The 13,248-nt window shown below is 34.8% G+C and carries 10 protein-coding genes; 5 read left to right on the forward strand and 5 right to left on the reverse strand.

All coding sequences use genetic code 11. The features are described 5' to 3' along the window. Nucleotides 1–118: 118 nt before the first annotated feature. The 4 genes from ACYSNM_RS05340 to ACYSNM_RS05355 all read left to right on the forward strand — a co-directional run bounded on the left by ACYSNM_RS05340 (nt 119) and on the right by ACYSNM_RS05355 (nt 4,550). A complete protein-coding gene (locus ACYSNM_RS05340) occupies nt 119–1,750 on the forward strand; it encodes an ABC-F family ATP-binding cassette domain-containing protein (RefSeq protein WP_461755942.1) in 1,632 nt (543 codons plus the stop codon). 185 nt (nt 1,751–1,935) lie between these two features. After that, nucleotides 1,936–2,811, forward strand: coding sequence for a PPK2 family polyphosphate kinase (locus ACYSNM_RS05345; protein ID WP_461755943.1), 876 nt, complete (start codon nt 1,936–1,938; stop codon nt 2,809–2,811). A gap of 106 nt (nt 2,812–2,917) precedes the next feature. Further along, nucleotides 2,918–4,291, forward strand: coding sequence for an MATE family efflux transporter (locus ACYSNM_RS05350; protein WP_461755944.1), 1,374 nt, complete (start codon nt 2,918–2,920; stop codon nt 4,289–4,291). A 13-nt stretch (nt 4,292–4,304) separates the two neighbouring features. Beyond that, nucleotides 4,305–4,550, forward strand: a complete 246-nt coding sequence (locus tag ACYSNM_RS05355) for a hypothetical protein (RefSeq protein ID WP_461753611.1) — start codon at nt 4,305–4,307, stop codon at nt 4,548–4,550. Here the strand turns inward: ACYSNM_RS05355 and meaB are convergent. Further along, nucleotides 4,547–5,659, reverse strand: a complete 1,113-nt coding sequence (gene meaB, locus ACYSNM_RS05360; protein ID WP_461755945.1) for a methylmalonyl Co-A mutase-associated GTPase MeaB — start codon at nt 5,657–5,659, stop codon at nt 4,547–4,549. The genes ACYSNM_RS05355 and meaB overlap by 4 nt on opposite strands. Nucleotides 5,660–5,786: 127 nt before the next feature. Here meaB and ACYSNM_RS05365 point away from each other — a divergent pair, with 127 nt between their 5' ends. Beyond that, entirely contained in the window at nt 5,787–7,031 is a 1,245-nt protein-coding gene (locus tag ACYSNM_RS05365) for an MFS transporter (RefSeq protein WP_461755946.1), read from the forward strand. A gap of 85 nt (nt 7,032–7,116) precedes the next feature. Here the strand turns inward: ACYSNM_RS05365 and mgtE are convergent, their stop codons facing one another. From mgtE to rpmH, 4 genes are all read right to left on the reverse strand, one after another. Next, entirely contained in the window at nt 7,117–8,430 is a 1,314-nt protein-coding gene (mgtE, locus tag ACYSNM_RS05370; protein ID WP_461755947.1) for a magnesium transporter, read from the reverse strand. Between the two features lie 105 nt (nt 8,431–8,535). Continuing rightward, on the reverse strand, nt 8,536–9,861 hold the full coding sequence (locus ACYSNM_RS05375) for a DNA recombination protein RmuC (protein ID WP_461755948.1): 1,326 nt from the start codon (nt 9,859–9,861) through the stop codon (nt 8,536–8,538). A gap of 146 nt (nt 9,862–10,007) precedes the next feature. Then, nucleotides 10,008–12,860, reverse strand: coding sequence for a carbamoyl-phosphate synthase large subunit (gene carB / locus ACYSNM_RS05380; protein ID WP_461755949.1), 2,853 nt, complete (start codon nt 12,858–12,860; stop codon nt 10,008–10,010). Nucleotides 12,861–13,024: 164 nt separating this feature from the next. Continuing rightward, nucleotides 13,025–13,186, reverse strand: coding sequence for a 50S ribosomal protein L34 (gene rpmH / locus ACYSNM_RS05385; protein WP_006256972.1), 162 nt, complete (start codon nt 13,184–13,186; stop codon nt 13,025–13,027). Nucleotides 13,187–13,248: the final 62 nt, after the last annotated feature.

Genomic DNA, 13,248 nt, shown 5'->3' on the forward strand with positions numbered 1-13,248 from the left:
TTTTTATAGCACATTTGTTTTTTAGCTAGTAAATATTTTTTGTTTTCCCCTAGTTTTTACTCTTGAACCAATACAAAGTAATAGTATATTTGCAGGGTTAATATTGAAAACAAAATATATGATTACAGTTAATGATATTTCTGTGCAATTTGGTGGAACTACACTGTTTAGTGGGGTGAACTTTTCGATCAACGAAAATGACAAAATTGCCTTAATGGGTAAAAATGGAGCAGGTAAATCTACCTTGCTTAAAATTGTGGCAGGGGAAAATAAACCTAGTACAGGGAGCATCTCTGCACCTAAGGATGCTGTTATAGCTTATCTTCCACAGCATTTACTTACTCATGATGATTGTACTGTTATGCAAGAGGCTAGTAAAAGTTTTGCTAGTGTGTTTTCAATGAAAGAAGAAATAGACCAAATCAACGAACAGCTTACTATACGTACAGATTACGAAAGTGACGAGTATATGAAGCTTATTGAGCGTGTTTCTGAATTAAGTGAGAAGTACTATGCTATTGAGGAGGTTAACTATGAAGCAGAGGTAGAAAAAATATTAAAAGGTTTAGGTTTTTCTCGAGAGGATTTCTCCCGTAAGACATCTGAGTTCTCTGGAGGATGGAGAATGCGTATTGAGCTTGCCAAAATCTTATTGCAAAAGCCAGATTTGATTCTACTTGATGAGCCTACTAACCATATGGATATTGAGAGTATCGAATGGTTAGAAGACTTTTTATTAAATCAAGCAAAAGCGGTAATGGTTATTTCCCATGATAGAGCCTTTGTAGATAATATTACCAATCGTACTATTGAGGTAACGATGGGGAAAATTTACGATTATAAGGCTAAGTATTCGGATTACTTAGTACTTCGTGCAGATCGTCGTGAGCATCAATTAAAAGCCTACCAAGAGCAGCAAAAGATGATTGCTGAAAACATGGAGTTTATTGAAAGGTTTAAAGGAACTTATTCTAAGACTCTTCAAGTACAGTCTAGAGTAAAGATGTTAGAGAAATTAGATATCATCCAAGTAGATGAAGTAGATAATTCAGCCCTTCGATTGAAGTTTCCCCCTGCACCTCGTTCAGGGCAATATCCTGTAGTTGTAAAAGAGCTTACTAAAACCTATGGGGATCACACGGTTTTTAACAAGGCAGATATTGTTGTAGAAAGAGGACAGAAGGTTGCTTTTGTTGGAAAAAATGGACAAGGTAAATCTACTATGATCAAGGCTATTATGTCTGAGATTGATTTCCAAGGTGACCTTGAAATTGGTCATAATATTCAAATTGGATACTTTGCTCAAAACCAAGCTTCTTTACTAGATGAGAACTTAACTATTTTTGATACAGTAGATCGCATTGCCCAAGGAGATATCCGTACACAGATTAAAAATATTCTAGGAGCTTTTATGTTCCAAGGAGATGATATCCAAAAGAAAGTAAAAGTTCTTTCAGGAGGTGAAAAGACAAGATTAGCTATGGTTAAGCTTTTATTAGAGCCTTATAACCTACTTATTTTGGATGAGCCGACTAACCACTTAGATATGAAAACGAAGGATATTATTAAAGCAGCCTTAAAAGAATTTGAGGGTACTATTATCTTAGTTTCTCACGATAGGGATTTCTTAGATGGGTTAGCAGAAAAGGTATTTGAATTTTCTAACAAAAGAGTAATCGAGCATTTCGAAGATATTAAAGGCTTTTTAGCTACCAAGAAAATGGAAAGCTTAAAAGAAATCGAAAAATAAATATCCTTCTTAAGGTATATGTAAAGTAAAAGCTTACATGGATAGTTGCTATTCATGTAAGCTTTTTTGTTTTTATAGCTTTTTGTAGGGATAGGTTATTTTATTTTAAAAAAGTTTCTTGTTACTTTTTTTACAAGTCTTATTTTCTTAAATTGTAGTGTAGCAACTATTTAAGTTTGTATAGTATGAAATTAGACCAAAAATACAAAGTAGAACAGCCGATTGTTTTAGATCAAATACCTACTCAAAGTACCTATAACTATTCATCCTCTAAGGCAGAGCGTAAACTAAAGAAAGTAGCCAGGAAATTGGCCAAATTTCAAGATACTATGTATGCCCATGGGAAGTATAGCGTTCTGATTTGTATTCAAGGTATGGATACTGCAGGAAAGGATAGTTTAATTAGAGAAGTTTTTAAAACTTTTAATGCCAGAGGGGTAGTAGTGCAAAGCTTTAAAAAGCCTACTTCTTCTGAATTAGAACACGATTACCTATGGAGACATTATATTGCTTTACCTGAAAGAGGAAAGTTTAGTGTGTTTAATCGCAGTCACTATGAAAATGTTTTAGTAGCTAGGGTTCATCCACAGATTGTTCTAAAGGAAAATCTTCCTCATTTACAATCCGAGGATCAGATTACTTCTTCACTTTGGGAAGAACGTTATAGCGATATAGCCAGTTTTGAAAAGCACCTATCTAATAATGGAACAATTATTTTGAAGTTTTTCCTCCATTTAAGTAGAGGGGAGCAGAAAAAAAGGATCTTACGTAGATTAGAGAATATAAAACACCAATGGAAGTTTGCCCCAGAGGATGTTAAAGAAAGACAGTATTGGTCCGAGTATCAAAAATACTACCAGATAGCTATTAATAAAACCTCTAAGCCTTGGGCTCCATGGTTTATTATTCCGGCCGATAACAAAGAAATTTGTAGATTAATTTTCGCTCAAATTCTCTTAGAGGAGTTGCAAAAGTATACTGATGTACAATTGCCTGTTCTCTCTAGTGAATTACAAGAACAATTAGCCCAGTATAGAGAGGTTTTACTACAAGAATCTTAAATTTTTGTTCAAAGATCCAAACAAGGAAACTTTCCACAGATTCTTGTCTATCATTATAAGGTGTTTTGTAAACAAGGGTGTATATTTGCACCAAAATGAATGAAAAATGAATCTTTCGATCTACTTTAAAGAGTTTAGGTATAATATACAATTGGCTTATCCCATTATTTTGGCTATGCTTGGCCATACCATAGTTGGGGTAATTGATAATATCATGGTTGGGAAAATAGGGGCAACTGAATTAGCCGCTGCTTCTTTGGCCAATAGTTTTGTGTTTATTGCTATCGCTTTAGGAGTGGGGTTTTCAACGGCAATAACCCCTTTGACAGCTCATAGTGATGCCGAGAAAAACGTAGAAGAGGGTAGGCGTATTTTTATCAATGGTCTATTCTTATGTTGTGTTTTAGGCTTGTTTTTGTTTGGAGTTATTTTCTTTGCTAAGCCTTTGCTAATTTATATGAAACAACCCCAAGAGGTGATTGTTCTGGCAAAACCCTTTTTGGATATTGTAGCCCTTAGCTTAGTGCCTTTGATTATATACCAAGCTTACAAACAGTTTTCTGATGGTAAAAGTCGTACTAAAAATTCCATGTATGCAACCATTATCTCTAACGTAACTAACGTTTTCTTTAACTATGTACTGATTTATGGTGTTTGGTTTTTTCCAGAAATGGGAATGATTGGAGCGGCCTATGGTACCCTTATTTCAAGGATAGTTATGCTAGTATATATGCACTTTTCTTTACATAGCCAAGAGGACTTTAAACCATTTTTAAAGAATATTTCTTTTAGAGAAATTAAAAAAGAGATGAGTTTAAAGATTAGTAAGATTGGTTTGCCTTCAGGCTTAATGAGCTTCTTTGAAGTTGCGTTATTTGTTGGGGCGGTATGGCTTTCAGGAATGATCGATATTGTTTCTCAGGCAGCCAATCAAATCGCTTTAAGTATGACCTCTATGACCTTTATGCTTGCTAGCGGATTAGGAGTAGCTGCTATGATACGCGTTGGAAATCAAAGAGGATTAAAAGATTATGTCAAGTTAAGAGTAGTGGCTTCTTCCATTGTTTTAATGGGAATTATCACCTATACTATACTTGCTCTTATCTTTGTTTTATTAAGAAACTATATCCCAATGTTATTTGTGGATAATCACGATATAGCTGCGGCACAAATCAATCACGAGGTAATTAAAATCGGTGGACAGTTACTTTTAGTAGCTGCTATCTTCCAGATTTCAGATGCTATCCAAGTTATTATTCTTGGAGCTTTAAGGGGATTACAAGATGTAAACGTACCTATGGTACTTACCTTTATTTCTTATTGGTTGATTGGGTTTCCCGTTTCGATTTACTTAGGTTTATATACCGATTTAAAAGCAGTGGGTATATGGATAGGACTTTTAGCTGGACTCACCACAGCTGCTATTTGTTTATCCATTCGATTCCATGTGCTTTCTAAAAAATTAATAGAAAACAATTAAATACCATATTATTATGCAATTACCTAAATTCGTTTTAGCAGACAATAGTGATAACCCAGAGGCTATCTATATTGTGCACTTAGAATTCCCTCGCTTTATCATTGATTTAAATGAAGAAGACATGGAGTTTTTGGAAACTATAGAAGAATCCGAAGAAGCTGAAGTAGAAGCAGAAATCGAAGATTTAATCGCTCAAGCTGGTGAATTCTATGAAAGAGAAATGGAACGTTATGTAGAAGATGAGGATTTAGAGGATTAATTCTTTTTTTCTATATTTTGAAAATACATATCTAATATTTGTTGAGCAGCTGCAAAAGGGGAAACTTCACTTTTTTGCACTGCTTCTTTGTTTATACCAATTTGTTGTTGGACTCTTGGCGAATCAAAAAAGTGCTGTAAAAGCTGTTCTTGAATAGTTTCCATCATCCAATACTGATTTTGTTGGGCTCTTCTTTGCTCAAAGTAGCCATTTTCATTAGTAAGTTGGTAATACTCTAAAATATAATCCCATATTCTTTGAATACCTGTATGTTCTAAAGCACTACAAGTACGCACCTTTGGCGTCCAGCCTGATGGTTTTTTTGGGAATAAATGCAAGGCTCTATTATATTGTAATTTAGCAATTCTAGCCCTATCGATGTTTTGTCCATCGGATTTGTTAATCACCACCATATCGGCCATTTCCATAATACCTCTTTTTATACCTTGAAGTTCGTCTCCGGCCCCAGGTAAGTTTAAAAGTAAAAAGAAATCTACCATACTTTGTACTGCAGTTTCACTTTGACCTACTCCAACGGTCTCCACTAAAATAGTATCAAAGCCACTAGCTTCACATAGAATAATACTTTCTCTAGTCTTTTTTGCTACTCCGCCTAGGGAATCTCCAGAGGCAGAAGGTCGAATAAAAGCGTTGGGATCTTTTACTAATTCTTCCATTCTAGTTTTATCCCCAAGTATGCTTCCTTTAGTTATACTACTACTAGGGTCAATGGCTAACACCGCTACTTTTCTTCCCAATTTGGTAAGTAAACTACCAAAAGCCTCAATAAAGGTACTTTTACCCACTCCAGGTACTCCTGTAATTCCAATTCGTATGGATTTATTACTATAAGGTAATACAGCTTTAATTACTTCTTGGGCCTTTAATTGATGCTCAGCATTACTACTCTCAATTAATGTAATTCCCTGGCTTAAAAAAACTTTATCCCTAGCTAAGATTCCCTCTATGATCGTTGCCGTAGAAGGTATTTGCTTACGCTTAGCTCTTAGTTTAGCGATAGCTAAAGCATTGGTGGTATTGGGCTGTTCTATGCCTTTGTTTTCTTTCAAAGCTGATTTATGTTCATTTAAGGAGTGGTGCTTTTCCAAAGTATTTGTTTTTGATAGTAAAAAGTAAATGTACTAAAAAAGCATATAGATAAAAATTTTGAGCTTTAATTTAATGCTCAACAGGGTATTAACCCTTATATTTGTTGCTTCAATATAATTATCTATTATGACCAAAGTATTTTCTTTTGCCCAGCGTTTAAAAAGCAAGGTGCAAGAGCAAACCAGTGCACAAACCACCGTTTATCCTATTTTATTATTGATTAGTATTGGGCATTTGTTCAACGACTTTATTCAAGCAATTGTACCGGCAATCTATCCTTTATTGAAAGATAATTACGGATTGGATTTTGCTCAAATCGGTATGATTACCTTTTGTTTTCAGATTTCCTCCTCTTTACTTCAACCAATTGTTGGAAATTATACCGATGCTAATCCTAAACCTTATTCCCAAATCTATGGGATGATTTGTTCTATTATAGGGATTATTATCTTAGCCTACGCACCTAGTTATGCTTGGATTTTGGTGGCTGTTGTTTTAATAGGTATTGGATCTTCCATCTTTCACCCAGAATCCTCTAGAGTATCCTTTGTTGCCTCAGGAGGGAAGCGCTCATTGGCTCAAAGTATCTTCCAAATTGGAGGAAATACAGGTACAGCCTTAGCTCCGCTACTTGTGGCCTGGATAGTTTTACCTCGTTCTCAAGTATATCTTTTATGGTTTTTAGTAATTGGGGTAGTAGCTCAAATTGTGTATTACTACATTGGAACCTGGTATAAAGGAATTTTAGCGCATAAGACGGCTAAAAAACACAAAGAGATTTATATGCCAGTTTTAAGTAAATTAAAAATAAACACTTCTATAGTAATACTTTTAGTATTGATTTTCTCTAAGTATTTTTACGTAGCGAGTATTTCAAGTTACTTTCAATTCTACGTAATGGATAAATTCTCCATTACTTATACCCATGCTCAGATTTATCTATTTTTGTTCCTTCTAGCTACTGCATTAGGTACTTTAATTGGTGGTTTTTTTGGAGATAAATTCGGAAGAAAGTACATTATTTGGTTCTCGGTTTTAGGAGTTGCTCCTTTAACTTTATTACTGCCTTATGTAGGTCTTTTTTGGACAGGGGTGTTAATTGTATTAATTGGACTAATTATCTCCTCTGCTTTCCCTTCTATATTGGTATACGCTCAGGAATTATTACCTAAGAAAATCGGTATGGTATCTGGACTATTTTATGGATTTGCCTTCGGTATGGGTGGAGTAGGTTCAGCTGTACTTGGATGGTTAGCCGATAAAACTTCTATAGAATATATTTATCACCTATGCGCCTTTTTACCTCTTTTAGGGATCGTTGCATGGTTTTTACCAGACATGAAAAAAGTGAAATTCATTTTAGAAAAATAGATGCTATAATCTAGAAACGACATATAAAAAAAAGCACATAAAGTAAATTTATGTGCTTTTTTTGTATTTCAAATTTTAAGGTATCTTAAAGAAGCTTTCCACTTAAAAGTAAGGCAGCAATACTAAAGTAGATTATAAGTCCGGAAACGTCCACTAAAGTGGCTACAAATGGAGCTGAGGCTGTTGCAGGGTCCAATCCAAACTTTCTTAGTACAAAGGGAATTAAAGATCCTGATAAGGTTCCCCAAAGTACAATTACCACTAGGGATATAGATACGCTTAATCCCACGTATAGCCAGTGTTCTCCATAATCGTAAATACCAGCTTGTTGCCAAATAAGAATTCGGATAAATCCAATAACTCCTAATAGACCTCCTAGCATTACTCCAGAGGCAATTTCTTTTCTCATTACATACCACCAGTCTGTAAGCTTTAATTCCCCTAAAGCCATTGCTCTAATGATTAAAGAAGCAGCCTGGCTACCAGAGTTTCCTCCACTGGAAATGATAAGGGGAACAAATAAGGCTAATACAACTGCCTTTTCGATTTCTCCATCAAAATAACCCATGGCAGAGGCAGTTAACATTTCCCCTAAAAACAGGATAATTAGCCAACCAGCTCTTTTGCGTACTAATTCAAAAAGCGGGGTATGAGTATAGGAAAGATCTAACTCTTCCATCCCCCCGAACTTTTGAATATCTTCTGTATCTCTTTCTTTTATTTTGTCTAATATATCATCGAAAGTTACAATACCTACTAAAACACCTTTCTCTGTGGTAATAGGTAGGGCAGATCTGTCGTATTTTTCAAAGATGTCAAAGGCATCTTCCATTTTTGTAGTAGTGGTAATAGACACAAAATTGTGGTCGATTAACTGAGAAATTAAAGTATCCTCATCGGCTAGGAGTAATTGCCCAATTTTTAAGTCATCTATTAAGCAGTTATGACTATCAACTACATAGATATAGTTTAGGGTTTCTGCTTTTTTACCATATTTTTTAATATGTTGTAGTACTTGCTTTACTGTTTTGTCTTTTTTAGTTTGTATATATAAAGGGGTCATTAAGCGCGCAATGCTATCCTCTTTATAACCAATTAAATTCAAAGCAATTTGCTTTTCTACATCATTGAGTAGATTGATGGAATACTTGATTAATTCATCAGGGAAATTCTCTAGTATTTCCGTTCTATCATCGGGTTCTAAGTTATTAAGTACCTCGGCATAGTCTTCTTGTGTCATACTACGCACGATTTCTTCTTGTACATTTATTTCCAAAAAAGAAAAGACCTCGACCTTTACATCCGCAGGTAATTTTAGAAATTCAAGATTTCTGTCTTTTCTTTTCATTGTGGATAGTAATTCTGCTATATCAGCAGGGTGTATGTCTTTAAATATCATAAAACAAGAGTTATTGCACAGGTGGTTATGCCTGTATTTTCTTTAGTAAATGTACTGCTTCTTGTTTGAATAAAAAAAAGCTTGGAAAACTTGATTCCGTTAAAATTAATCCTCCTTGTCTTGGGTATCTATGAAATTTTGGGATTGTAAACTTTTTTTGGCTTTTGCTCCCATGTCTTTCAATTTTTGCACCGAAGTAATTAAGTTCCCTTTCCCTAAGCTGAGTTTGTTATAGGCTTGCTCTTGGGCTTGTTTGGCTTCGTTTAATTTAGTGGTTACTTTGTCTAAATCCTGTACAAAACCAACAAATTTATCATATAGTAGACCAGCGCTTTTTGCTATCTCAAAGGCATTTTGAGTTTGTTTCCTTTGGCTCCACATGGACTCAATAGTACGAAGTGTAGCTAGTAGAGTAGAAGGGGTAACAATGACAATGTTTTTTTCAAAGGCTTTAGTGTATAGATGTGGATCCTTTGCGATGGCACAAGAAAAAGCTGTTTCAATAGGAATAAACAATAGAACGAAATCCGGTGAGCTTCCCTTATAAAGTTCGTGATAGTTTTTAGAGCAAAGCGAATCTATATGGCGTTGTATAGAAATAAGATGGTGGGTTAAAAACTTTTCTTTGTCTGCTTGGTCATCGGTATTTACAAGTTGCTCATAGGCCACTAAAGAAACTTTAGAGTCAATAACCATATGTCTGTCTCCTGGTAGTTTTACCACCACATCTGGACGAAGCTGCTTGCCTTTATCATCCGTATAGCTTTGTTGGGTAAAGTACTCTCTATCTTTTTCCAGACCAGATTTCTCTAAGACATTTTCCAAAATCATCTCCCCCCAATTCCCTTGCATTTTATTATCCCCTTTTAAAGCTTTGGTTAAATTAAGGGTCTGTTCACTCATGGTTGAGTTGATTTGCTGAAGTCCAAAAATTTGTTGGCGCAGCGCAGCATGATGATCAATACTTTCTTTATGAGTTTGTTCTACTTTATGCTCAAAGTTTTTTATTTTCTCTTGTAAAGGAAGTAAGATGCGCTCGATGTTTTGGTTGTTTACCTGAGTAAATTGCTCGCTTTTTTGATGTAGTATCTTATTGGCTAATAATTCAAATTCTTGAGCAAACTTTTCTTGGTATTGGCCACTTTGGTGTTTTTCCTGATTAAGGAGCTCCTGCAAATGTTGGATTTGGATTTGCATTTTAGCATTAGTGGCTATTAGGTCTTGATTGTCTATTCGCTGTATTTGTTCGTTTTCTAATAGGTGGCTTTTCTGATTTTGTAAATCAGTGATTTGTTCTTGTAAATAAGTGTTATTAGCCCTAAGAGTGAATACCTCTTGTGGGGTGTTATTTTTTTTTGAAAATAACTTAACCAAAAGAAATAATATAATTGCTGCTAGGGTACACAGAATTATGGTGAATTGCATAGTCATAGAAAAGAATTTACTACTGTTTTTTATTTACTCAAAAATAGAAAAAATAAGTAGACTTAAGGAGTTATTCTTGCTAGGGTTTATAGCAAAAAAAAGAGGTTAGCTAAAAAGCTAACCTCTTTTGGTGTTTATTCTAAGATAAATGCTTATTTACTTAAATACATTTTTCTACGTGCGTAAATGTCATAGAAAGTATCGTCTTTTAAGCTATCGATAAACAAGATGCTTTCTCCTGTTGATTTCATCTCTGGGCCTAAAGCTTTGTTTACATTCTTGAATTTGTTAAAAGAGAATACTGGTGTTTTGATAGCATACCCGTTTAAGTGTGGATTGAAATTGAAATCCGTTACTTTATTGTGTCCTAACATAACTTTTGTAGCATAGTTTACATATGGTTCACCATAAGCTTTTGCTATAAAAGGAACTGTTCTAGATGCTCTTGGGTTAGCTTCAATAATATATACAATATCGTCTTTGATTGCGAATTGGATATTGATTAGTCCAACTGTTTTTAAAGCTACTGCAATTTTCTTAGTGTGGTCTTTAATTTGTTGTAAAACAAACTCACCTAAGTTAAATGGAGGTAACATAGCGTGGCTATCTCCTGAGTGTACTCCACATGGCTCTATGTGTTCCATAATACCAATGATGTGTACATTTTCTCCATCACAAATTGCATCTGCTTCTGCTTCGATAGCTCCATCTAAATAATGGTCTAATAAAAGCGTGTTTCCTGGAATAGAATTTAAAAGTTCAATTACATGCTCTTCTAATTCTTTTTTATTGATTACAATTTTCATTCCCTGACCTCCTAATACATAAGAAGGACGAACTAATAATGGGAAGTCTAATTCATCTGCAAGTTCTAGTGCTTTTTCAGCTGTTTTTGCTACTCCAAAACGAGGGAAAGGAATTTCCAATTCTTCTAATAAAGTAGAGAAACGTCCACGATCTTCCGCAAGGTCTAATGCATCATAGCTAGTTCCGATGATTTTAATACCATGACGGTCTAATTTTTCAGCAAGTTTTAAAGCAGTTTGTCCTCCTAATTGAACAATAACTCCTTCTGGTTTTTCGTGTTGAATAATATCGTAGATATGCTCCCAGAATACTGGTTCGAAATATAATTTATTTGCTGTATCAAAGTCTGTTGAAACAGTCTCTGGGTTACAGTTAATCATAATTGTTTCATAACCACACTCTTCTGCAGCCATAACTCCGTGCACACAAGAGTAGTCAAATTCGATTCCTTGACCAATACGGTTAGGTCCTGAACCTAAAACAATGATTTTCTTTTTGTCCGATACAATGCTTTCGTTTGCTACATAAGTAGTTCCATCTGCATTTTGTATTTCTGGTTCAAAAGTAGAGTAGTAGTAAGGTGTTTTAGCTTCAAATTCAGCCGCACACGTATCTACTAATTTAAATACACGTTGTATATTTAACTCCTCACGTTTTTTGTATACTTTACTCTCTAAAGTATTAAGCATGTGAGCGATTTGTCTATCTGCAAATCCTTTTTGCTTAGCCTCTAAAAGTAAATCTTTTGGAAGTGTGTCAATTTCATAAGTAGAAATCTCTTTCTCTAACATTGCAAGTTCTTCGTATTGTTTTAAGAACCACATGTCGATTTTAGTGATTTCATGAATTCTGCTTAATGGAATACCATGTTGAATAGCATCATAAATGGTAAATACTCTATCCCAAGATGCATTGGTTAATTTTTCAATGATTTGGTCATAGTTAGTATACCCTTTTCCATCAGCACCTAATCCATTTCGTTTAATCTCTAAGGATTGGGTAGCTTTATGTAAAGCTTCTTGGAAAGAACGTCCAATTCCCATTACCTCACCTACAGATTTCATTTGTAATCCTAAAGTACGGTCTGCACCTTGGAATTTATCAAAGTCCCAACGAGGTATTTTTACAATTACATAGTCTAAAGTAGGCTCGAATAAAGCTGAAGTATTCTTAGTAATTTGGTTTTGTAATTCATCTAATGTGTATCCTAAAGCCAATTTTGTAGCTACTTTAGCAATAGGGTATCCTGTCGCTTTAGATGCTAAGGCAGAAGAACGAGAAACACGAGGGTTGATTTCAATTGCAACGATATCTTCTTTTTCATCTGGTGAAACTGCAAACTGAACGTTACATCCACCTGCGAAGTTACCAATAGCGCGAATCATACGGATAGATAAGTCACGCATTTTTTGGAAAGTAGTATCTGATAAAGTCATAGCTGGTGCTACTGTGATACTATCTCCTGTGTGAATACCCATTGGGTCCATATTTTCGATAGTACAGACAACAACAACATTGTCATTCTTATCGCGAATAATTTCTAATTCATATTCTTTCCATCCAAGTAAAGCCTTGTCAATAAGTACTTCATGGATTGGAGAAGCTTCTAAACCATAAGTTAATAGGTCATCAAATTCCTCCTCTGTGTGTACAAAAGCTGCTCCTGTACCTCCTAAAGTAAAGGATGGACGGATTACTAGCGGGAAACCAAATTCCTGTGCAATTTCTTTTCCTTCTAAGAAAGAAGTAGCTGTTTTTGCTGGTGCAACAGGAACGTCAATTTTTTGAAGTAATTGTTTGAATTGCTCACGGTCTTCGGTAACATTAATGGCATTAATGTCAACTCCGATTAGGCGTACTCCAAAATCAGACCAGATTCCTTTTTCATCACACTCTAAACATAAATTTAAAGCTGTTTGTCCTCCCATAGTAGGTAAAACGGCATCAATTTCTGGATGTGCAACTAGGATTTCAATGATTGATCTTGCAGTTAATGGTTTTAAGTAGATATGATCTGCCATGGAAGGGTCAGTCATAATGGTAGCAGGGTTAGAGTTAATTAAAATAACTTTTACTCCCTCTTCTTTTAATGATCTAGCTGATTGTGATCCTGAATAATCGAATTCACATGCTTGTCCAATAACAATTGGTCCTGAACCAATAATTAAAACCGTTTTAATAGAGTTGTCTTTAGGCATCTTGTGTTGTTGTTATGTTAAATACTTTTTTTAGGAAAAAAAGTAAGTTTAGTGCTGTGTTTGTGGTCTTTTGTTGTGTTTTTGTTGTTAATCCTTTTGGATTGAGTATAAAAAAAGGCGTTACCCATTAATAGTAACACCTTTAGCCATGTTTTATAAAAACATTATTTTTTATGTCTAGTTTCACAAGAAACAGTTAATTTGTGTCTTCCTTTAGCTCTTCTTGCTGCTAATACTTTTCTACCGTTAGGTGTAGACATTCTGTCCATGAAACCGTGTTTGTTTCTTCTTTTTCTATTCGATGGTTGAAACGTTCTCTTGCTCATTGCTTTTATCTTTAAATCTTAAATTTTACTTCTTCTACTCAGCTTTGAAATGTCAGGCTTCA

This window comes from Myroides sp. LJL116, from assembly GCF_054871685.1.

What these genes read in the sequence shown, in the direction of transcription:
- ACYSNM_RS05375 (WP_461755948.1), bottom strand. Translation starts at nt 9,861, where the DNA reads ATGACTATGCAATTCACCATAATTCTGTGTACCCTAGCAGCAATTATA.
- ACYSNM_RS05345 (WP_461755943.1), top strand. Translation starts at nt 1,936, where the DNA reads ATGAAATTAGACCAAAAATACAAAGTAGAACAGCCGATTGTTTTAGAT.
- carB (WP_461755949.1), bottom strand. Translation starts at nt 12,860, where the DNA reads ATGCCTAAAGACAACTCTATTAAAACGGTTTTAATTATTGGTTCAGGA.
- mgtE (WP_461755947.1), bottom strand. Translation starts at nt 8,430, where the DNA reads ATGATATTTAAAGACATACACCCTGCTGATATAGCAGAATTACTATCC.
- ACYSNM_RS05355 (WP_461753611.1), top strand. Translation starts at nt 4,305, where the DNA reads ATGCAATTACCTAAATTCGTTTTAGCAGACAATAGTGATAACCCAGAG.
- ACYSNM_RS05350 (WP_461755944.1), top strand. Translation starts at nt 2,918, where the DNA reads ATGAATCTTTCGATCTACTTTAAAGAGTTTAGGTATAATATACAATTG.
- ACYSNM_RS05365 (WP_461755946.1), top strand. Translation starts at nt 5,787, where the DNA reads ATGACCAAAGTATTTTCTTTTGCCCAGCGTTTAAAAAGCAAGGTGCAA.
- ACYSNM_RS05340 (WP_461755942.1), top strand. Translation starts at nt 119, where the DNA reads ATGATTACAGTTAATGATATTTCTGTGCAATTTGGTGGAACTACACTG.
- rpmH (WP_006256972.1), bottom strand. Translation starts at nt 13,186, where the DNA reads ATGAGCAAGAGAACGTTTCAACCATCGAATAGAAAAAGAAGAAACAAA.